General features: G+C 36.5%; 21 protein-coding genes. 5 read left to right on the top strand and 16 right to left on the bottom strand.

The window, feature by feature from the left end:
* Window positions 1-17: 17 nt before the first annotated feature.
* Genes mgtE through CJ229_RS08515 form a run of 4 tightly spaced genes read right to left on the bottom strand, consistent with a single transcriptional unit; the run spans window position 18 to window position 3,228 of the window.
* The gene (mgtE, locus tag CJ229_RS08530) at window positions 18-1,421 is read right to left on the bottom strand and encodes a magnesium transporter (protein WP_102167210.1); all 1,404 of its coding nucleotides are present in this window, start codon (window positions 1,419-1,421) and stop codon (window positions 18-20) included.
* A gap of 5 nt (window positions 1,422-1,426) precedes the next feature.
* Window positions 1,427-2,224, bottom strand: a complete 798-nt coding sequence (locus CJ229_RS08525) for an NAD kinase (protein WP_068127875.1) — start codon at window positions 2,222-2,224, stop codon at window positions 1,427-1,429.
* 17 nt (window positions 2,225-2,241) lie between these two features.
* Window positions 2,242-2,862 (bottom strand): GTP diphosphokinase, encoded by a 621-nt coding sequence (locus CJ229_RS08520; RefSeq protein ID WP_068127871.1) that lies wholly within the window; start codon window positions 2,860-2,862, stop codon window positions 2,242-2,244.
* Between the two features lie 15 nt (window positions 2,863-2,877).
* Window positions 2,878-3,228 carry a UPF0738 family protein gene (locus CJ229_RS08515; protein WP_070457456.1) on the bottom strand — a complete coding sequence of 117 codons (351 nt, stop codon included), beginning with the start codon at window positions 3,226-3,228 and terminating at the stop codon, window positions 2,878-2,880.
* 115 nt (window positions 3,229-3,343) lie between these two features.
* On the opposite strand from CJ229_RS08515, the gene CJ229_RS08510 reads away from it, so the two are divergent.
* From CJ229_RS08510 to CJ229_RS08500, 3 genes are read left to right on the top strand one after another with little or no spacing between them, the layout of a single operon-like run.
* Window positions 3,344-3,913, top strand: coding sequence for a CYTH domain-containing protein (locus CJ229_RS08510; protein ID WP_102167209.1), 570 nt, complete (start codon window positions 3,344-3,346; stop codon window positions 3,911-3,913).
* A 10-nt stretch (window positions 3,914-3,923) separates the two neighbouring features.
* A complete protein-coding gene (locus CJ229_RS08505) occupies window positions 3,924-4,289 on the top strand; it encodes a globin domain-containing protein (protein ID WP_102167208.1) in 366 nt (121 codons plus the stop codon).
* 27 nt (window positions 4,290-4,316) lie between these two features.
* Window positions 4,317-5,096 carry a DsbA family protein gene (locus CJ229_RS08500; protein WP_083302074.1) on the top strand — a complete coding sequence of 260 codons (780 nt, stop codon included), beginning with the start codon at window positions 4,317-4,319 and terminating at the stop codon, window positions 5,094-5,096.
* Between the two features lie 66 nt (window positions 5,097-5,162).
* Here CJ229_RS08500 and pepF read toward each other — a convergent pair whose 3' ends face one another.
* From pepF to spxA, 4 genes are all read right to left on the bottom strand, one after another.
* Window positions 5,163-6,962 (bottom strand): oligoendopeptidase F, encoded by a 1,800-nt coding sequence (gene pepF / locus CJ229_RS08495; protein WP_317846573.1) that lies wholly within the window; start codon window positions 6,960-6,962, stop codon window positions 5,163-5,165.
* A gap of 42 nt (window positions 6,963-7,004) precedes the next feature.
* Window positions 7,005-7,865, bottom strand: coding sequence for a competence protein CoiA family protein (locus CJ229_RS08490; RefSeq protein WP_102167207.1), 861 nt, complete (start codon window positions 7,863-7,865; stop codon window positions 7,005-7,007).
* Between the two features lie 157 nt (window positions 7,866-8,022).
* Window positions 8,023-8,778, bottom strand: coding sequence for an adaptor protein MecA (locus tag CJ229_RS08485; protein ID WP_102167206.1), 756 nt, complete (start codon window positions 8,776-8,778; stop codon window positions 8,023-8,025).
* A gap of 122 nt (window positions 8,779-8,900) precedes the next feature.
* Window positions 8,901-9,296, bottom strand: coding sequence for a transcriptional regulator SpxA (gene spxA / locus CJ229_RS08480; protein WP_068127847.1), 396 nt, complete (start codon window positions 9,294-9,296; stop codon window positions 8,901-8,903).
* 228 nt (window positions 9,297-9,524) lie between these two features.
* Here spxA and trpS point away from each other — a divergent pair, with 228 nt between their 5' ends.
* Window positions 9,525-10,523: a tryptophan--tRNA ligase gene (trpS, locus tag CJ229_RS08475; protein WP_102167205.1), complete on the top strand. Its 999-nt coding sequence runs from the start codon at window positions 9,525-9,527 to the stop codon at window positions 10,521-10,523.
* Between the two features lie 38 nt (window positions 10,524-10,561).
* Here the strand turns inward: trpS and putP are convergent, their stop codons facing one another.
* The 8 genes from putP to CJ229_RS08435 form a co-directional block, all read right to left on the bottom strand.
* Window positions 10,562-12,112, bottom strand: a complete 1,551-nt coding sequence (gene putP, locus CJ229_RS08470) for a sodium/proline symporter PutP (RefSeq protein WP_068127841.1) — start codon at window positions 12,110-12,112, stop codon at window positions 10,562-10,564.
* Window positions 12,113-12,295: 183 nt separating this feature from the next.
* Window positions 12,296-13,534, bottom strand: coding sequence for a beta-ketoacyl-ACP synthase II (gene fabF / locus CJ229_RS08465; protein ID WP_068127837.1), 1,239 nt, complete (start codon window positions 13,532-13,534; stop codon window positions 12,296-12,298).
* Between the two features lie 14 nt (window positions 13,535-13,548).
* On the bottom strand, window positions 13,549-14,493 hold the full coding sequence (locus tag CJ229_RS08460) for a beta-ketoacyl-ACP synthase III (protein WP_317846572.1): 945 nt from the start codon (window positions 14,491-14,493) through the stop codon (window positions 13,549-13,551).
* Between the two features lie 112 nt (window positions 14,494-14,605).
* A complete protein-coding gene (locus CJ229_RS08455; protein WP_102167203.1) occupies window positions 14,606-16,438 on the bottom strand; it encodes an oligopeptide ABC transporter substrate-binding protein in 1,833 nt (610 codons plus the stop codon).
* Window positions 16,439-16,693: 255 nt separating this feature from the next.
* Window positions 16,694-17,734, bottom strand: a complete 1,041-nt coding sequence (locus CJ229_RS08450) for an ABC transporter permease (RefSeq protein ID WP_317846571.1) — start codon at window positions 17,732-17,734, stop codon at window positions 16,694-16,696.
* Between the two features lie 12 nt (window positions 17,735-17,746).
* On the bottom strand, window positions 17,747-18,709 hold the full coding sequence (gene opp4B, locus CJ229_RS08445) for an oligopeptide ABC transporter permease (RefSeq protein WP_317846570.1): 963 nt from the start codon (window positions 18,707-18,709) through the stop codon (window positions 17,747-17,749).
* The gene (locus tag CJ229_RS08440; RefSeq protein WP_102167200.1) at window positions 18,710-19,651 is read right to left on the bottom strand and encodes an ATP-binding cassette domain-containing protein; all 942 of its coding nucleotides are present in this window, start codon (window positions 19,649-19,651) and stop codon (window positions 18,710-18,712) included.
* On the bottom strand, window positions 19,651-20,697 hold the full coding sequence (locus CJ229_RS08435; protein ID WP_102167199.1) for an ABC transporter ATP-binding protein: 1,047 nt from the start codon (window positions 20,695-20,697) through the stop codon (window positions 19,651-19,653). Before CJ229_RS08435 ends, CJ229_RS08440 begins: the two co-directional genes overlap by 1 nt.
* Before the next feature lie 243 nt (window positions 20,698-20,940).
* On the opposite strand from CJ229_RS08435, the gene CJ229_RS08430 reads away from it, so the two are divergent.
* On the top strand, window positions 20,941-21,135 hold the full coding sequence (locus tag CJ229_RS08430; RefSeq protein WP_040929341.1) for a DUF2929 family protein: 195 nt from the start codon (window positions 20,941-20,943) through the stop codon (window positions 21,133-21,135).
* The last annotated feature ends 54 nt before the right edge of the window (window positions 21,136-21,189 follow it).

Genomic DNA, 21,189 nt, shown 5'->3' with positions numbered 1-21,189 from the left:
AAAAATGCAACGAAAATCTATAGTAAAGCACTCATTAATGCATTTGCGAGTGAGAAATAGATCATTAAACTAATAATATCGTTCGATGTTGTAATAAACGGACCACTTGCTACTGCAGGGTCAATTCCAAACTTTGACATCCCCATCGGTATAAATGTTCCAGACAACGTCGCAAATGTCATCGCTACAAATAATGAAATACTTACAATAATTCCGACGACAGGTTGTCCGAATAGAATCGTAATGATAATGAATAGTAATACCGCGCAAGTGAACCCTGTCATCATACCTGTAAGAATATCTTTAATCGCAAGTTTTAATAGGCTCACACGTTTAATTTCACCTGTAGCAAGTCCACGGACAGCGACCGCTAAACTTTGCGTCCCAGCATTCCCTGACATTCCACCGATAATCGGTATAAACGCTCCGAGTAACGCTACTTTTTCAAGCGTTTCTTCAAACGTAGATAACATCGTCGCGGTAATCATACCCATAAGCGTTAAACCAATGAGCCATGGAAGTCTCTTTTTAGCTGCTGTAAATGATGAATCGTCAAGTGGTGACCCTTCATCACTCATACCGGCAAGTCTATAGTAGTCTTCCTCTGCTTCTTCTTGGATAACGTCCATGATATCGTCGGCAGTAATGATACCGACTAAGTGTTCTTGATAATCTAGAACTGGTACTGCTAAGAAGTCATAGTCTCTCATCATGTACGCAACTTGTTCTTGGTCGTCTGCGACATTTACCGAGATGACACGTTCTTTCATAATATCGCCAATATATTCGTCTTCATCCGCAATTATTAAATCTCTAAGCGAAATAATACCGACGAGTTTGTTGTTAATATCAGTGACAAATAAGTAGTAGATCGTCTCGCTATCTGGAGCTACTTTCCTTAAGTGCACCATCGCCTCATGGACAGTCATTTCACTGTCGATTGAGACGAACTCCGTCGTCATGATACCTCCCGCAGTATCATCTTCGTAGTTCATTAATATACGAATTTCTTCGCGGTCTTCTTTTTTCATTAGTGCTAAGAAGCTCATCATGACTTCTTTTGGTAAGAAGTTCATAATGTCCGCTGCGTTGTCGTACTGCATTGCACCGAGTACTTGTGCAGCGTATCTCGCGTCCATACTTGTTAAAATCTCTTCCATTTCCTCATTCGAAATAGATAGCGTGTCAAAGAAATCCGCCACTTCTTTTGGACTGAGTAAATGATATAATTTTTCTCTATCTTCATCATTTAATAGACTGAAGAACTCACCTTGTTCGTATTCGTGGAGTTTTAAAAACTCTTCTCGAAACGGCTCATAAGATTCTTGTTCTAACAGCATAATCAAGTTATCATATGCTGCTTTTATCTCTATATCTTCCACATGTTTTGTGTAGTCTTTTTCTTCTGTTTCAACTGACATCTTACTCACCTCTCACTTGATATAAACGACTCTCTGACTCGATGCCAAAATGGAAAATGTCTAAAACGGGCAAATTTTATCGTTTCCTCTGCCACTTGATATTCAATTGAACGAATACCATTTTTCTGAAAATGTAGGTGATCGATTGTCAGTAAATGCGTATCTGCTTTATTTGGATACACGTTTAACGTGTGATGGCTCGGTAAAATAATCGATGAACCAATCGTTCTAAATACTCGGTTGTTAATCGATGCGATTTCTGTAAGTTGAATCGATCGAAATGACGGGTGAATTAACGCACCACCCAGTGACTTGTTGTATGCTGTAGAACCAGACGGTGTGGACACACAAATACCGTCTCCTCTAAACTTTTCAAAATGTTTCCCACCGATACCAACATCCACCGCAAGCGTCGACCCTTGTACCATTTTTAATGTCGTCTCATTTAACGCGAGATGACGTTCTTCACCGTCATCTGTATTTACTGTAACAGCGACTAATGGGAATTCTGTTTCAACAAATTTCCCACGGTCTATTAAGTCTATTAACAGGTCCGCTTCTTCTGGATGAAAGTCTGCGTAAAATCCAAGGTTTCCAGTATGGACACCGACAAACATCGTTTCTTTTAATAAATGTTGATACATATGAAACGCACCGAGTAACGTTCCATCGCCACCGACGGAGATAATAATTTCCGGATGTATATTATCTTCTTCCATACCGCGTTTTTTCATCCCTTGAATTAAATACTCGCGTGTATACTTTGACTTTTCGTCGTTTTTTGAGATAACTGTAAATCGCATAATTATCTCCTCCTCGTTTAGATGTTGCGCTTCTTAGAAAAGAACTTCTGTGCCTCTTGAACTTCCTCACGTATTAATGACATTTCTTGGTCGAGCTGATACGCGGCGTCCGCTGCATTTTGAAGTCTTTCTTTAATTTCTACTGGGTACTCACCTTTATATTTGTAGTTCAGCGAGTGTTCAATCGTCGCCCAAAAGTTCATAGAAAGTGTACGGATTTGAATTTCAGCTAATATATTTACCGTACCGTCTACTGTTGAAACTGGGTATTCTATAATGATGTGATACGAACGATATCCACTTTCTTTCGTATGTTTAATATAATCACGCTCTTCGATAATTCTCATATCTTCTCGCTTATCGATTAAGTCTCTAATAATCATAATATCATCGACGAACTGGCACATAATACGGACACCAGCGATGTCGTACATATCTTTTCTAAGTTCGTCATAAGAGATATTATTTTTACTCGCCTTCTCAATAATACTTTGTACTGGCTTTACTCTTGCAGTAACAAATTCTATTGGAGACGAACGGTTCGTTAATTTATATTCTTGTCGAATACCTTTTAACTTAATTTTAAGTTCATCGATGGCTTGTCGATACGGAGATAAAAATACGCTCCACTCATCCATATTTTAAGCCCCCTTTTAAATTGCAAAAGTTTCTACAATTTTACCTTCAAACTCTTTGCCATAATTACTATTATCTTTAATATTGTCGAGTAACACATCTAATTCCGTGAAAAACTCTTTAAGCTCTACTTGATCGTTTACAGTGACAGTTTTGTTATAGTATCTCGCTAACATTTCCCACGTTTCGGATACGAAATGTGTGCGGATGTACTCTTCACCATCATCTAATATGTAAATAATCGTAAAGTTATCAGAGTCTACAATCATTTGCTCTGTACTTATGAGTGTTTTATTCGTCAAATCATTTTCAACATAACATTTTAATGTATCGTCTTCATATTTAATTTCATTAATATATATATCCATTACTTTCACCTCTACCGGTACTTATTCTACCACACTTGTACCCTTTCGACGTACTTAATGTGTAATGCTTTACTTAATCTTATGAAATCGCAATAATAATGAATAGGAGGTCATTATGCAAGAGACTGAAATTGAATTTAAAAACTTATTAACTAAAGATGAATTTGAAAATATAGAACATGCGTTATTTAAAGATGTTGAAGCTGTCTCTCAGACGAATTACTACGTCGATACGGACCGTTTCGATTTAAGAAGTAATCACTTAATGCTACGTATTCGAAAGCGTGAAGATATGAATATGTTGACGCTAAAAGTTCCGATGGATGAACACGTGACTGAAGAGTTTCACAACCCTCTTTATGAAGATATACATATCGGAGATATTGTAAATAAAGATATGCTCAGTCGTCCGATGTTTTTAATTATACGTAGTCATTTAATTAACCGAACATTACGTGTCGTAGGCAAATTAACGACACTTCGTAAAGAAATAGATTATAATGGTGGAACACTCGTTTTAGATTACAGTACATATTTAGGTCATGAAGATTACGAAATCGAATTTGAAGTAGATGACGTGTCGAAAGAGACAATCTTCAATGAGCTATTACATACGTTTAACATTACTAAAAAAGATACGCCTGTTAAAGTTGAACGTTTTTATAATGCATTAGAGTCGAATTAAGGAGAAATAGATGGTTACAGTATATAAGCAACTTGGTGAAGAGACAATCGAAGCGTTAGTCGATCGTTTTTATGATTATGTTGATAAAGACCCACGCATGCGTTTTTTATTTCCAGATGATTTAACTGAAACGCGCTACAAACAAAAACTCTTTCAAATCCAATTTCTCGGTGGTCCAAATAAGTATAATGAAACATTTGGTCATCCTATGTTAAAAATGAGACATATGCCGTTTCCTATCACAACAAAGGAAAGAGATGCTTGGCTCGACAATATGTCTAAGGCAATGAATGACTTAAACATTCCAGATGATGTTAAAATTCAAGTATTAAGACGTTATGAAATTACAGCAAACGCGATGGTTAACAGTCGCTGATTCATTATTATTTAGAGGTGACAGATTTTGAAACATTCAAATGTAATTTCACTATTCCTCGAACCAGTAGAACATCAAATTGAAATATATTATTTCTTTGATCCGTTCCATAAAGATGCTTTAAAAATGGAAGCAATCGTAAACAAGCTACTACTCGAGTATGGTGATTATGTTCGTATCAATAAAATACTTGCTCCCTCATTAAGAGTACTGACAAAATGTCAGGCACAGTCGACTTCAAAGATTGACAATATCGCTCTTGCGTACAAAGCAGCAGAAGTGCAAGGAAGAAATAGAGCACGTAAGTTTATGCGTTATTTATTTAACAGAATTTCACCGACGAATTCTGTGTGCACAAAAGAACATATTATCGATAGCGCAACGCTCGCAAACCTTGATATTCATTCATTTATGGATGAGATGGAATCTGAAAACTTACACACGTTATTAAATCGTGATCTTGCATTATATCGTGAACTGGATATCAATCTACTACCAACATTTGTATTTTTTAGCGGTGACATTGAGTCCGAAGGTCTTAAAATTGAAGGTGTTAACGAATATTTCATTTACGCATACGTCATCCATGAATTACTAGAAATCGATATACAAAAGAAAGCATTGCCTCATATTTATGAATATATTAAAAAGAACGAACTCGTCAGCATCGATGAGTTAAAGATAATCTATGATTGGCAAGATTCTGTATTACTAAAAGAATTAAAACAACTACAATTGTCACAGTATATCAGCTCTGTCACACACGGAGATGAAATCTATTTTGAAGCAGTCGGCAACCATGTATAAATGGTTGCTTTTTTTATATATAAAAATATGAGAGTCACGAGTGACTCTCATATTTAGTTTATATCATTATTTATTTTTAATGAGTTGTTCGAATTGATCTAACTTCTCTTCAAAGAATTTCATCGCTTTTTCAATTGGTTCACGCGTTGTCATATCGACACCCGCATTTTTTAAGATTTCAATTGGATAGTTTGATGAACCTTTTTTCAGGAATTCGTTAATGTAGCGATCGCTATCTTCTTTTGTACCGTTTAATACGATTTCAGATAACGTCGCAGCTGCTGAATAACCTGTTGCATATTGATAGACGTAGTAATTCATATAGAAGTGTGGAATTCTTGCCCACTCTTTACTTATTAAATCGTCATATGATACTGCGTCACCGTAGTATTTCTTGTTTAAATCACCATACACTTCGTTTAATTTGTCCGCTGTTAACGGCTCGCCGCTTTCTTTTAACGTATGAATCTTATGTTCGAATTCAGCAAACATCGTTTGACGGAATACCGTTCCTCTGAATCCTTCAAGTTGCTCATTTAATAGATATAATTTCTTTTTATCGTCATCTAAATTTTTATATAGATAATCTGCAAGTAATGCCTCGTTAAATGTAGAAGCCACTTCTGCGACGAAAATTGAATACCCTGATTGGTTCGCTGTTTGGTTTTTACGGCTGTAGTAGCTGTGTACTGAATGCCCAAACTCATGTGCTAACGTAAACATGTTATCAACGTTATCTTGCCAGTTCATTAAAATATATGGATTTGTACCATATGTTCCAGAAGAATACGCACCAGAACGTTTACCTTTGTTTTCGTAAATATCTACCCAGCGGTTGTTAAATCCTTCTCTTAAAATGTCTTGATACTCTTCACCGAGTGGTGCCATTCCTTCGATGACGTGATTTTTTGCTTCTTCGTATGTGACTTTAAAGTCTTCGTCGACGAGCGGTGTATAAATATCATACATCGTTAACTCATCTAAACCTAACATCTCTTTACGTAACTCAGTATATCTGTGTAGTAAATGAAGGTTATCATTAACTACGTCAACAAGTTGGTCATATACTTCTTCAGGAATGTGGTTGTTTGATAACGCTTGATCACGGCTTGACTTGTAGCCACGTGCTTCAGCAGTGAACACATGACTATCGACTTCACCAGAAAGTGTTTGAGCTAACGTATTTTCATATTCTCCATACTTCTTGTATAGAGTTTCATATGCTGATTTTCTAAGCGTTCTATCGCTTGATTTAAGTAAATCAATATACGTCCCTTGAGTTAATACGTGTGAATTTCCGTCAGAGTCTACTGCATTATCAAACGATAAATCTGCGTTATTAAAAATCGCATATGTCAATCCTGGGTTGTTTAATACGAGACCTGCTTGAGCGAGTAACTTTTCTTCTTTATCGCTTAATACGTGTGCACGTTGTTTGTTAATCTTTTCTAGGTCGAACTTAAATTCTTTTAATTTATCTTCTTCAGCATAGCTGTTTAACGTCTCTTCATCGATTTGCATAAGTGCTGGAGTTAAGAAGCTCCATGCTGAAGCAAATTTTGTATATAAAGACATTGCACGAGATTCCATGCTTTGGTATTTACTGTTAGATGTATCCTGGTCATGTTTTAAATGTGAATACACATATACTTGTGATAAAGTAACGCCTAAATCTCTTTCAGCTTCAAGCACTTCTAGTAAGTCGTCAGAACTTTGAATGCCTTTTTCTCTGAACGTATCCGCTTCAGAAAGACGATCCTCTACTTCTTTATATGCTTCCTCCCATTTTTCATCTGATTCAAAAATTGATGTTAAATCCCACGTATCTTCTACGCGTTGATCTTCACGTTTTAATAATTCTCCCATAATGTACCTCCAAATTTGTAATCACTTACATTTTCTCAATATTTAGACTTTGATGCAACTAATTTTGTTCGCAATTCGAAATATTTCTTTAAATTCTTTTAATAATCGATTCGCGATATCATATTCACTCATCCCATTCACTTTTCGTATACTTAGAGATTTTACAAATTGATTAAAGTCATAATTTTTATTAATTGCAGCATGGTACAAAAAGAGCTTCCATTCAAGTGGATTATTATTAATAAATCTCTCGGATGGTGTCATGTAGTATAGAAATTTTGGTAAATGATTTGTATTAAGGGATAAATGATATAAAAGTGAAATCGTCGGGTTTAAATAACTACGTTTATTTCTTTCTTTTTGAATTTCAGATAATAGATCATCATTACTTCTCGTTTCAATCGAAAATAAAGGACAATAATGATTAAATATTTCTGCGTATCTAATCGTTTCGATTTTAAAGAGCCACTTGTTTTGTTCAATATTTTTAAGTAATACATAGCGTTTTACAGTGAGTTGATCGTTAACTGTATATAATACGAAATCTTTCATCACTGCATAGTGAAACTGTGTTAAGTACAGAAGATTCCCTCTTAGAATTAAGTCCTCTTCTTTTAATAACCACGTGACGTCAATTCCTTCTTTTTTATATCCTTTTGTTCGATTTAATATAATCGTCGGAGAAACTTTTGATAGTTGAATTTCAACTGCGTGATTATCATCGATAAGTAAATCTGGTATTTGTTGGATACGTTCTAAATAGTATTCCATTTTCACGTTAAAAATTTGTCCAAATTTAAAGTATAAGTCGTGTTTTAATTTTAGATGAAGTTCAGATTCACGGTTATATAAATGGCGCTCACACATATGAATGCTGATGTGTGAAAAGTGCTCTTTTTTAATATCACCACGTTTACTTCGCTATTACATACCGGACAGTAATATTTTTCATTTCGTTTGGCGTCTTTTGCATCGATTTCATTTCCGAATTTATCAATTGCGATTAACATAAAAACACCCCTTTTTCTATATATGCTAGAAAAAGGGGCTTTGTCTTTTTTTATTTTTTAATTTCGAATTGTTTTCTTAATTGACGTCTTACGTTGTATGCCATAATTGTCTTTCCGTATTCGATTAAAACTGCTTCGTTTCTATCTGAGCGTTCACCATACTCAAGTAAATTGAGTTTCATTTTCTCTGCATACGGATGGCCCTCATTTGTGAAGTACACTAAATAATAGAACGAATTATTATATGATAAAAGTAAATCGTCATATAGCGTTTCATCTTCTTCTTGACGATAGCTATAATCAATTAATGTATCGATATCATCAAATTTAACGATAAACGGTCGCGTATAATCACGCTCCATTTCTTCTTGTAACATTTCTTTTAATTTCTCGAATTCTTCTACATCCATTGATTCTTGCGTTTCTAAAAAGTCTTCAATTAAATCATCTTTATCTTTTTTATTATCTATATCATCATCGTCGTTGAACGTTTCATCGAGTAATTGTTGTAACTCCAGATCATCATGTTTACTTGAAAGTCCAAATCCATTTTTGTTTTCTGACTGGGATTTTGACACGATTACTTCGATTCCTCGGTCAAATGCATGAACTTGAATCCATAACGGGCCATCACTCATGAATTCTTTTGTATGTTCGTCACTAACTTCGTTCATGAGTTTCCAGAAAAATTCTTCACCACGTTTACGATCCATCCATAACTCTTCTCGACTAAAACCTCGATTTTCAATATCATTATAAGAAATATAGAATTTCAACGTCTCATCGTCAATTCTTTCAAATCTCATGCACTCACCCCTCACTTTTAATAGTAACGTTCATTATACGAGTTTTGCAACAAAAATGCCAATTTAAAAACTCAAATAAAAAAGCTTGTAACTTTTCAGTTACAAGCTATTAGTTTATATAATTATTCAGCCATACGTTTTGCTTCTTCTAAATGTAATGTACGAACTTTTCTTGGTAAGAAGCGTCTAATTTCATCTTCATTATAACCGACTTGTAGTCGTTTATGGTCGATAATGATTGGACGTCTTAACATACCAGGATTATCCATAATTAAAGTATACAGTTCATTCATTGGTAAACTGTCGATATCTACATTTAATTTTTGGAATGTCTTAGAACGTGTTGAGATGATTTCATCTGTTCCGTCTTCAGTCATTCTTAAAATTTCTTTAACTTCATCAAGCGTTAATGCTTCTGAAAAAATATTTCTTTCAGTGTATGGAATGTTATTGTCTTCTAACCATGCTTTAGCTTTGCGACAAGACGTACAACTCGGTGATGTAAATAATGTAACCATAATTTTCACACTCCAATATTTTCTATTATAGTAAAAACAGACATTTTTTAATTAATTAAACATCTTATTCCCCTGATGATTATATTATAAACCCTGAACATTAAAATAACATGAAAATTTCTTAAAAAGTTTGAAAAAAATGTTAAATTATGCTAGAAAAATCGACATTTGATAGAAACTATAAACAGTATTAAAATAAAGATAATACATTTTTCGGAGGCAAACCATATGAAAACATTATTTTCTGGTATTCAACCAAGTGGTATACCAACAATTGGTAACTATATCGGAGCGATTACCCAGTTCGTCGAAATGCAAGAAGAGTATGAGTCATATTTTTGTATCGTCGACCAACACGCGATTACTGTACCACAAGATCGATTAGAATTACGTAAAAATACTAAACTACTCGCTGCAATTTATCTTGCAGCTGGATTAGATCCTAACAAGGCCGTGCTTTTTATACAATCTGAAGTTCCAACTCATACACAAGCGACGTGGATTTTCCAAACGTTATCGTATATGGGTGAATTAGAACGTATGACACAATTTAAAGATAAAGCACGTAAACAATCTCAAAAAGAAGGTATTCCAGTCGGATTATTTACTTATCCAACATTAATGGTATCAGATATTTTACTATACAATGCAGACGTAGTACCAGTTGGTGATGACCAAGCGCAACACTTAGAGTTAACGCGCACACTCGCTGAGCGTTTCAACTTCCGTTATAAAGAAATCTTTACGATTCCTGAAACACGACTTCCAAAATTTGGTGGGCGTATTATGAGCTTACAAGATCCAACGAGCAAGATGAGCAAAAGTGATGCAAATCAAAAAGCGTTTATTTCTCTAATGGACGATCCAAATGCCGCTGCAAAAAAAATCCGTAGCGCAGTGACGGATTCTGACATGGTTGTAAAATATGATAAAGAAAATAAACCAGGAATTTCTAACCTACTCGTCATTTATTCGAGTTTTACAGATTATACGATTGAAGAAATCGAAGCGAAGTACGAAGGTAAGACATACGGTGATTTTAAAAAGGACTTAGGTGAAATCGTTAAAGTATTCTTAACTGATTTCCAAGAAAAAGTAAATCATTACTTAATCTCTGAAGAACTCGACGAAATTTTAGATGAAGGCCGTGATCGTGCATTTAAGAAGACAATAAAAACGTTAACTAAAATGGAAAATGCCGTCGGACTCGGACGAAAAAGAAAATAAGCACAAAAATAAAACGGGGAATATTTCCCCGTTTTATTTTATTCTAATTCATGTTTGATAATTGATTTTACTGTATTAAGTTCTTTTTCAACATCTTGAGCTGGTTTTGCTGTAAATAGACTTACAACAACAGTTACGATTAAGTTAACGATGAAACCTGGTAAAATTTCATATAAGTTCCAGAAATCTGAACCCGTCTCACCCATTGGTGAAATAACTGTAATCCAAAGAATAACCGTCACTGATGCTGCGATCATACCTGATAATGCACCTGTTCTTGTTAAACCTTTCCAGTAAAGTGAGAGGATTACGATTGGACCAAATGCTGCACCGAATCCTGCCCATGCGTTACCTACTAAGTCTAGGATTGTAGCATTCGGACTCCATGCAATAACCATCGCTACTGCTGCAACGAGTAGTACTGAAACACGCCCTACCATAACAAATTCTTTTTGACGATTTTCAGCATTTTCTTTACCACGAATTAACTTATAGAAGTCTTCTGTTAACGCACTAGACGTTACAATTAATTGTGACGCAATCGTACTCATAATCGCTGCTAAAATTGCTGCGAGTAAGAACCCACCAATTAATGGGTGGAATAATAATTGCCCCATTAAAATGAAGATTGTTTCTGGGTCTTCGAGTACTAATCCATTACTATTTACGAACGTAATTCCTGTTAAACCAACGAGTACCGCACCGAGTAGGCTGATTGCCATCCAACCAATACCAAAGCGACGTGCGGTTCTTAATTTTTTAACGTTTTGAACAGACATAAATCGAACGATGATATGTGGTTGTCCGAAGTAACCTAGACCCCATGCAATAAATGAAATAATACCGATAACTGTCGTACCTTTAAACCAATCTAAGTTTGTCGGTTTAATTTCTGCTGCTTGGCTTAAAGTATCAAAGCCTGATAATTGAAGCATCGCCACAATCGGTACCATTACCATCGCAATTAACATAATAACACCTTGAAAGAAGTCTGTGAGTGATACTGCTAGATATCCACCAAAGAATGTGTAAACGATGATGATTACACCAATTAAGATTAAACCGAAGTGGTATGACGTACCAAATGCACTTTCAAATAAACGTCCACCTGCAACGAGTCCTGAGTTTACATATAATGTAAAGAATACAACGATAATCAGACCTGAAATAATCTTAATTAAGTTTGTGTTATCACTTAAACGGTTATTTAAAAATTCAGGAATCGTAATCGAATCATTTGCGATTTCAGTATACACACGTAATCTCGGTGCAACGACGAAGTAGTTCACATAAGCACCCACTGTTAAACCAATCGCAAGCCATGCTGCTGAAAGACCAACTGAGTATACCTCACCCGGTAGCCCCATGATCATCCAACCACTCATATCTGCTGCTCCTGCGGATAGTGCGGTTACATATGGTCCAATGTTACGACCACCTAGCATATACTCGTTTAAGTCTCCAGTAGATCTTTTGTAACTGTACCAACCAATGAATAATAATATTAAGAAGTAAAGTACAATCATAACGTACGTTTGCCAATCTAAAGTGACAGCATCACGTACACGTGTAGCTCCTAATAATAGCACTAATAGCGCCTCCTTTTACAATATAAGTTTAGTATACAAAATCATAAAAGCGTTTTACATAGTATTTAAAGCGTTTTTATATAAATAATTCTTTTTTATTGTTTTAATACATGTTTATTTAGTATAAAAAAATACACGCGATATCAATTTAGATATCGCATGTATTAAAATTTTGCCTATATATTATTCTGTGTATTTTTTTAACACGAGTGTCGCGTTATGACCACCGAATCCTAGACTATTTGTAACCGCATATTCGATGTCTAATTCTTCTTGTCCATCTTTAACATAGTCTAAATCAAGTTTAGGATCTTGATTTGTTAAGTTAATCGTCGGATGGATTTTGCCTTCTTGAATACTTTTCGCAGTAATAATCGCTTCCATAGCACCAGTTGCACCGAGTAAGTGACCAGTCATTGATTTTGTTGAGTTGATTTTTAAATTGTATGCATGATCGCCAAACACTGTTTTAATCGCAAGTGTTTCAAACTCATCGTTGTATGGTGTTGATGTACCGTGTGCGTTAATATATTGAACTTGTTCTGGTTGAATACCAGCATCGTTTAACGCCGCTTGAATCGCACGTGCACCACCTTCACCTTCAGGTGCTGGTGCTGTAATATGATGCGCATCTCCTGTTGAGCCGTAACCGACGACTTCAGCATAAATTTTTGCTCCGCGTGCTTTCGCATGCTCTAACTCTTCTAAAATAACGATCCCTGCACCTTCACCCATTACAAAACCTGAACGGTCCTCTGAAAATGGAACAGAAGCATAGTTCGGATCGTTCGACTTACTTAACGCACGGTTCGCTTGGAATCCAGCAACACCCATATGTGTAATTGGCGATTCTGTTCCACCTGAAATCATGACGTCAGCATCGCCTCTTGCAACGATTCTAAACGCGTCCCCAATCGAGTTCGTACCTGTTGCACATGCAGTTACAGTTGCACCATTAGGTCCTTTTGCGTTATGGCGAATCGATACTTGACCAGCTGCCATATCTGGAATCATCATTGGTACAAATAATGGGCTCACTCGTTTTGGTCCACGATCAAATAATACTCTTAACCCGTCCTCTAATGCTTGAATACCACCGATACCTGACCCAATCCATACTCCTGTACGTTCTGAAATTTCGTCGATATTTAATCCAGAATCTTTAACCGCTTCATCTGAAGCAGCAACAGCATATTGCGTAAAACGGTCCATACGACGTGCCTCTTTACGGCCAAAATATTCTTCACCGTCAAAGTCTTTTAGCTCACCAGCAACGTGTACATCATAATCACTCGTATCAATTCTCGTAATTTCACCAATTCCGTTTACACCGTTTAATGCGTTTTCCCACATCTCATCGACAGTATTTCCAATTGGTGTTAATGCTCCCATACCTGTAATTACAACTCTTCTTTCGTTCATTTATATTCCTCCTATTATTTTCCCCAAGTCATACAGACAGCGCCCCATGTTAAGCCGCCGCCGAACCCAACTAAGACGATATTATCTCCATCTTTTATTTTATTATGTTTGACTTCATGTTCAATGCTAATTGGAATTGAAGCCGCAGACGTGTTTCCATATAATTGAATCGTTTCACTCATTTTTTCTCTCGGTAAGTTCATTCTCTTTCTAGCCGATTCCATAATACGAATATTCGCTTGGTGCGGGATGAGCATATCGATATCCTCACTTGTCATATCCGCTTTTTCTGTAACAGATACGCTGAGTTCTCCCATAATTCTTACTGCGAACTTAAATACTTCTCTTCCGTTCATTTTAATGTATTTCGTATCTTTATCGTCATATAGCCACTTACCACCGTCACCGTTACTACCAAGTTCAAACGATTTGATACCGTATCCCTCGCTGACTTCACCAACGATAGCTGCACTCGCACCATCTCCAAAAAGTATCGCCGTAGATTGATCGTCAAAATCGATCTTTTTTGATAACTTATCTGCACCGATGACAAGCACCTTTTTATAAGTCCCTGCTTTTATGTAATTATAAGCAGTCGCTAACCCATATATAAATCCTGTACAAGCCGCTGCTTGGTCAAATGATGGTACATGATTTAACTCAAGTTTACTTTGAACGATATTCGCGACTGTGGGAAAGTGATGGTCTGGTGTTGAAGTAGCAACGATAATCATATCGATGTCATCTTTTGTTACTCCAGAGTTCTCCATCGCTCTTTTAGCTGCTATTACTGCCATGTCACTCGTATCAATATTATCTTCAGCAAAGCGTCTTTCTTTTATACCCGTCATTTCAGTAATCCATTCATCTGACGTATCTAATATCTTTTCAAAGTCGTGATTGGTCATTACTTTTTCTGGTAAATAACTTCCCATACCGATGATCCCTACATTCGTCATCTCGCCACACCTCACCTTTTTATTACTAGGTACTAATTTAGCACATTTTTTTGTTTTAATCAAACAAAAAAAGCTTAAGTACTCATGTACTTAAGCTTTAGTGAGTAGCGAATTACTCTTCATCTACACCGACTTTGTATAATTGGAAGTCAGGGTTGTATTCGTACTCTTCAGTCCAGTTTTTAACACGTTTGTTAACTGGTACTACGTACGCACGGTAAAGAGTTGGGAATACTGGAATTTCTTCAGCCATTAACTCTTGCCACTCATTGTATACTTCTTTTCTGTATTCAATATCAAGTGCTTCTTGTGAGTTACCTTTTTTAAGTAATTCATCGTTTTTCTCAGAAGCGTAACGTGGGTAGTTGAATGCAGCTTTTCTTCCGTATAATCCTGAAGGGTCAACGTCAGAACCTACACCCCATGCACCTTGGTAGATGTCAATGTCTTTGTCATCGTTTTTAAGCATGTCGTAGAATGTGTTGAATTCGATTAAACGACCGTTAGTTTTTTCTACGTTAAGTCCAATTTCTTTCCAAGATTGGATGTAGTAGTTTGCTAATGGTTCAGCAATGTCTCCACCTGACATAGAAGCGAAGTTGATTTGTAGTTTTTCACCGTCTGGTGTTTCAACGAATCCGTCTCCGTCTGTGTCTTCATATCCAGCGTCAGCTAAGATTTGTTTTGCTTTTTCTGGATCGTATTTAGGAGTTTCTAAGTCTTCTTTATACCAGTCTTTGTGGTAAGGAGTGATTAATGAGTTCGCTCCCCAACGTAGACCTTTATAGAACTTATTACCGACAGCATCGTTGTCAACTGCGTGCCACATTGCGCGACGTAATTCTTTGTCACCCATTTTCATTTCGTCTGGCTTGTAGTTAACTTCGTTTTTGTCTGCATCCCACTCACCAAGTTTGAAACCAATGTAAGTGTATGCTCCGTCAATTTGACCTAACCATTCAACATTATCCATTTCAGCAACGTCTGGATATTGGTCAGTTGGGAATGATAACGCTACGTCGATATCACCTTTTTGAACCGCATCAGCTACAGAAGATGAAGGAATAACTTTGATTTCGATTCCGTCCATTCCTGGTTCACCTTGCCAGTAATCTTCGTTTTTCTCAAGGATAATCGCTTCACCTGAAGTGATTGATTTAATTTTATATGGTCCAATACCAATTGGGTTTTGACGTGTTTGATCTGCTGCTGCCATATCTTTAACTTCTACACCTTCGTAGTACTTTTCAGGGAATAAGTATGCCCAGAAACCACCAGCCGTTAATGATGGTGCAAGTTCTTTGTATGTAAATACAGCTGTTTTATCGTCTACAACTTCGATACCAGAGATTTCATCAGCTTCACCAGCTTGATACTCTTCGTATCCTTCAATTAATGTAAATCCATCGCTTGATCCGCGAACACCGTCGTAGTCAGGGTGACCGATTACTTCGTATGATGCAACATAGTCTTGGATAGTAACTGGTGTACCATCGTGCCATTTAGCATCTGCTTGTAATTTGAACGTTACTGTGTTGTCTTCTTCGTTTAACTCAAATCCGATTAATCCGTCTTGAGTGTACTGGAAGTCAGCATCCATTCTGAATACACCTTCATCGAAGTATCCAATCATAGTAGCATCTGGCGCACCTTGGTAGAACGCCCAGTTTAGTGTACCTTCAAATGGAGTATCTGAAGTGTAACCAACTTTTAACGTACCTGAACCAGAAGGTTCACCTGTGTTTGAAACCGTTTTGCTGAAGTCTTCGTAATTATAGACTCCTTCTTCGCTAGGCTCTGCGTTACTTGTACCGCCGCCGTCATCTTTTTTGTCCTTATCGCCGTCAGCAGCGTCATCGCTTCCTCCGCCACCACAAGCTGCAAGAACAAGAGCTAGAGATGATCCCATACCGAAAAGTACGCGAGACCAATTGTGTTTCTTCATCTTTGTTTCCCCCTTTAGATATAAAAGATAACGGTATAGAAATGTTATCTAATTTTGATATTATCATAAAATTCAGATTAATCAATATCAAAATTGAATTTCTTTTCAAAAAATTGAAACCGTTTTAAATCTATAACAATATTATACCCTATTTCGAAAAAAAGTGAAATCGTTTTCGAATATTTTTTACAAATTTTTTGTAATTATTAAATAACACAAAAAAGACCAAGCATTCGCTTGGTCTTAAATGTAAATTTATGCATTACGTTGTCTCGCATCTCCTGCTCGGCGTAACGCTTCACCAACGTTACGTACACAAAGCATTAAGATTAAGATTAATATCGCCGCTGGTGCCCAGATCCACGGTCTTAAGCGTAGCGTTTGCGTTTGTGTTGCATAAGATAATAGCGTTCCGAGTGACGGTGTATCTTCAGGGAATCCAAATCCAATGAATGAGAGTCCCGACTCAATACCGATATTCGAAGCGAGTGATAGCGTTGAGTTAACAATGATAATACCGACTAAGTTCGGTAATAACTGTGTAAATATAATTTTAACGTGAGAACTACCTAACGTTCTCGAAGCGTTAATATAGTCTTGTTCTTTCTCTTGAATCGCTAGTGAACGTATTAATCTCGCTGTACCTGTCCATAAGAACGCACTCATGATGAGTGAGAAACTCACGACATTATAGCTTGGTGAAATTGTAACGTACACAACGATGATCATGATGAACGGTAAAACCATCATAAAGTCTACGATACGCATGAGGATATTGTCCACTTGTCCTCCGAAGTAACCAGAGATTACTCCATAAGCCGTACCGAATGATACTGATATTGCTGTAACGAGGAAACCAATTAGTAACGAGTTTCTCGTACCGATAATTAATTGTCCAAAAATATCACGTCCACCGTAGTCCGTACCGAGTCTAAACTCTTCGTTTGGCGGTTGGTTCAGTGATAATAAGTCTACTGTTACGATTTCTGATTGTTTTAAGAACATCGTTAGTCCAAAAACGTATGATGTAATTGCAATCATAATAATTAAGCTGAAAAGCGCAACTTTATCTACTAAAATTTCTTGAAGTAAAACTTTCCACCCCGGTGTCAATCTCGGCAAGTTCTCTACGTCGATTGAATCGTGTGATTCAATTCCGTACACACCTGCTTGATTATGTGTATCTATATTCGTCGGGTGTGCATCATTTTTGTCATTCTCAAAACCTGTGTTGTCTGGATTGACATCTTTTAACTCACGGTTTTCATCATTTAAATTTTTATTATCCTTTGTCATGTGACACCCTCCTTATTTAATACGAATCCTTGGATTGATAATACTTAAAATAATGTCAGATAATAATGTACCAACAATTGTTAAGAATCCATAGAATAAAATTAATACGTTCGCAACACTGAAGTCACGCGTTGAAATTGATTCTAAGAATAAACGACCCATTCCTGGATACGCGTAAATCATCTCGATGAAAATCGAACCACCAAGTAATCCTGCGATTTCATAACCAAAGAATGCAGCGATTGGGATAATCGCGTTTCTGAAAATATGTCTTCTATACACTTTACTTTCAGATAAACCTTTTGCACGTGCAAGTGTAACGTAATCTTTTTGTTTCGTTTCAATAATACCACCACGTAAGTACTGAACCGTACCAACGAGTCCAATTAACGCGATCGATAGGGACGGTAATATTAAGTGGTGTATTTTACTAATGAAGTATTCTATCGTCCATGGTTCTACATTCGGGTTCACTGAACCTGAAGTTGGGAACCAACCTAAATTAAATCCGAATACTAATACCATAAGTAAAGCGAACATGAATGTTGGTGTTGCGAAACCTAAGTATGTGTAACCTGTAATAACGTTGTCTAATAATGAATCGTTATAACGACCTGATAACATTCCTAATGGAATACCGAGTAAATAAATTAAAATCGTAGAGAATAATGATAACCAAACTGTGTTCATTAAACGGTCACCAATAACATCTAATACTGGTTGTTGTTTAAAGTATGAACGACCAAAGTCTCCTTGAAGCATGTTGAATACCCAGTCTCTATATTGGATAGGCCATGGGTTATTTAGCCCCATTGCCTCACGTTGTCTCTCTAATGCTTCTGCAGAAATATTCGGGTCTAACACCCCACTTAACGCATCCCCTGGCATTAAACTTGCGAGGAAGAAAATTAATAAACTCAGCAAGAATAATTGTGGTAATGCAATTAAGAATCGTCTAATAGTAAATTTGATCATTTAATTTTTACCTCCTTCTGGTGGTAAAGCGACTCTATGATTCTCAGAAATTTCAACGAGAGGGAAAGGCTTACCATCTTCATCTAAATAATCTTGGAAATGATTCTCATATTCTTCTTGAACTTCTTTACGTTTACGTAAGTTCTCTTCGATATTATCCACGTTTACATCCGGAATTGCAGCAATTAATTTTTTCGTGTAAATATGTTGTGGATTTTTAAAGATCACTTCTGCTGGACCTTCTTCTACAAGTCTGCCTTGATACATAATTCCAATCCACTCACACATATGTCTTACTACCCCTAAGTCATGGGCAATGAATAACATCGTTAAATCCATATCTTGCTGGATTTCCTGCATGAAGTTTAGTACTTGTGCTTGTACTGATACGTCTAATGCTGATACAGGTTCATCCGCGATAATTAATTTCGGATTTAACGCGATTGCACGTGCAACACCGATACGCTGACGCTGACCACCCGAGAATTCGTGTGGGTACTTGTAAATTGAACCTGGTGGTAAACCTACACGAGAAAGCAGTCGAAGTACTTCCTTAATTAGCGCATCTTTCGATAATTTCTCGTAGTTTTTAAGAGGTTCAGCAACGATATCAAATACACGTTTACGTGGGTTTAATGATGAGTACGGGTCTTGGAAGATCATTTGAACGTCACGACTGACGTCTACTTTCTTACCACTGTTTAAATGTTTACCTTCGAAGTAAATGTCCCCACCACTAACTTTATTTAGTCCCATAACAGCTTTACCAGTTGTCGTTTTACCTGAACCGGATTCTCCAACTAAGCCGTATGTTTTTCCTTTTGGAATTTTAATCGTTACGCCGTCAACTGCACGGACGTAATCCTTTGTCGTATTAAAGAACCCACCTTTAATTGGGTAATAGACCTTTAGGTCGTTAATTTCTAATAAGTATTCCGCCATTACTCATTACCTCCTTGGTGCAACGCTCCAAACTGTTCCTCTTCTACTTCTTGAGTTAATTCAGCTGAAGAATCTAAGTAGAAGTGTTTATAGCACGTACATCTTACAAAATGTCCGTCTTCAACTTCACGTAACTGAGGATTCTCTTCGTGAGCCGACTCGTCAATCCATGGAATACGTGGTGCAAATCGGCAACCTGTACGATCCATCTTATCAAGTGCTGGAACTACACCTTGAATGACGTGTAATTTATCCCCTAACATATCTTCAGATGGTAACGAGTTGAGTAAACTTCTCGTATACGGATGAAGTGGGTTTTTAAACAATTCTTTAACAGGTGCCATCTCCACAATTTGACCTGCATACATAACAGCAACTTTGTCTGCCATTTCTGCAACGACACCTAAGTCGTGAGTAATTAGAAGTACACCTGAACCTAAGTCGTCTTTTAGTTCACGAATTAAATCTAAAATTTGTGCTTGAATCGTAACGTCAAGAGCAGTTGTCGGTTCGTCAGCGATTAATAGCTTGGGCTTGTTTGCGATTGCAATCGCAATAACGACACGCTGTCTCATCCCACCAGATAATTCATGCGGATATGCTTCAGCGACTTGTTCTGCTCTCGCAATACCAACACGTTTTAATAACTCGATTGCATAAGCTTCTCTTTCGTTTTTCTCTTTCGTTTTATGAATTGTTAAAGTTTCTATAATTTGATCCTTTATTCTCATTAAAGGATTGAGCGCTGTCATCGGGTCTTGGAAAACCATTGAGAATTCGCCACCACGAATGTTATTCATTTCTTTCTCGCTTGCTTTCAAAATATCCTTATCTTCAAAGAATACTTCACCTTCAACACGCGCGTGTCTATGTAATTTCATAAGAGAAAATGCTGTCGCACTTTTCCCTGAACCTGACTCACCTACGAGAGCGAGTACTTCGTTTTTCTTAATATCGAACGAAACATTATCAACAGCCGGGTAGTATTCCCCTTTAATTTTAAATGATGTCGTTAAGTTCTTTACTGATAGTAATTTTTCATCCATATTGTTCACCAAACTTCCTTTCATGATTTTAAAGGATGTGCAAATAAGTTGTTTTTAATTGTAAAGACAATTGTAAGATAAATCAATATTATCATAAAATTTAATAAATTCTGATATGTATTTTTAAAAAATTGCCTTACATGTAAACGCATACACATATTATACTCTATGTTGTATACTTTTTGAATGATTTATTGTAAAATAAATATTGAAAAGAGAATTAAATTATTAGGAGTGTCTGATTTGAGATTTGTAATCACGTTCATTTGGGCATTTTTGCTCACTCAAATGATTAACTTTATCCTAAACAGTTTAAGTGGTGGCGGACAGCTATATCCTGAGATCGGATTATTATTTGCTGTGCTTATTACATTAGTCGTATTCTTCTTAGATGTCGTCATGAAGCCTCGCCACAATTACACTGAGGACAAACAGTAATCTATACTTACTAGAAGACTCTATTACGAATAGAGTCTTTTTTTCTATCATTAT

Source organism: Nosocomiicoccus massiliensis, assembly GCF_002871345.2.
Lineage (GTDB): Bacteria > Bacillota > Bacilli > Staphylococcales > Salinicoccaceae > Nosocomiicoccus > Nosocomiicoccus ampullae_A.
This window is presented reverse-complemented; position numbering and strand designations above follow the sequence as displayed.

What these genes read in the sequence shown, in the direction of transcription:
- opp4B (WP_317846570.1), bottom strand. Translation starts at nt 18,709, where the DNA reads ATGATCAAATTTACTATTAGACGATTCTTAATTGCATTACCACAATTA.
- CJ229_RS08515 (WP_070457456.1), bottom strand. Translation starts at nt 3,228, where the DNA reads ATGGATATATATATTAATGAAATTAAATATGAAGACGATACATTAAAA.
- fabF (WP_068127837.1), bottom strand. Translation starts at nt 13,534, where the DNA reads ATGAACGAAAGAAGAGTTGTAATTACAGGTATGGGAGCATTAACACCA.
- trpS (WP_102167205.1), top strand. Translation starts at nt 9,525, where the DNA reads ATGAAAACATTATTTTCTGGTATTCAACCAAGTGGTATACCAACAATT.
- CJ229_RS08435 (WP_102167199.1), bottom strand. Translation starts at nt 20,697, where the DNA reads ATGGATGAAAAATTACTATCAGTAAAGAACTTAACGACATCATTTAAA.
- CJ229_RS08460 (WP_317846572.1), bottom strand. Translation starts at nt 14,493, where the DNA reads ATGACGAATGTAGGGATCATCGGTATGGGAAGTTATTTACCAGAAAAA.
- CJ229_RS08505 (WP_102167208.1), top strand. Translation starts at nt 3,924, where the DNA reads ATGGTTACAGTATATAAGCAACTTGGTGAAGAGACAATCGAAGCGTTA.
- CJ229_RS08525 (WP_068127875.1), bottom strand. Translation starts at nt 2,224, where the DNA reads ATGCGATTTACAGTTATCTCAAAAAACGACGAAAAGTCAAAGTATACA.
- CJ229_RS08440 (WP_102167200.1), bottom strand. Translation starts at nt 19,651, where the DNA reads ATGGCGGAATACTTATTAGAAATTAACGACCTAAAGGTCTATTACCCA.
- pepF (WP_317846573.1), bottom strand. Translation starts at nt 6,962, where the DNA reads ATGGGAGAATTATTAAAACGTGAAGATCAACGCGTAGAAGATACGTGG.
- CJ229_RS08510 (WP_102167209.1), top strand. Translation starts at nt 3,344, where the DNA reads ATGCAAGAGACTGAAATTGAATTTAAAAACTTATTAACTAAAGATGAA.
- mgtE (WP_102167210.1), bottom strand. Translation starts at nt 1,421, where the DNA reads ATGTCAGTTGAAACAGAAGAAAAAGACTACACAAAACATGTGGAAGAT.
- CJ229_RS08450 (WP_317846571.1), bottom strand. Translation starts at nt 17,734, where the DNA reads ATGACAAAGGATAATAAAAATTTAAATGATGAAAACCGTGAGTTAAAA.
- CJ229_RS08455 (WP_102167203.1), bottom strand. Translation starts at nt 16,438, where the DNA reads ATGAAGAAACACAATTGGTCTCGCGTACTTTTCGGTATGGGATCATCT.
- spxA (WP_068127847.1), bottom strand. Translation starts at nt 9,296, where the DNA reads ATGGTTACATTATTTACATCACCGAGTTGTACGTCTTGTCGCAAAGCT.
- CJ229_RS08485 (WP_102167206.1), bottom strand. Translation starts at nt 8,778, where the DNA reads ATGAGATTTGAAAGAATTGACGATGAGACGTTGAAATTCTATATTTCT.
- CJ229_RS08520 (WP_068127871.1), bottom strand. Translation starts at nt 2,862, where the DNA reads ATGGATGAGTGGAGCGTATTTTTATCTCCGTATCGACAAGCCATCGAT.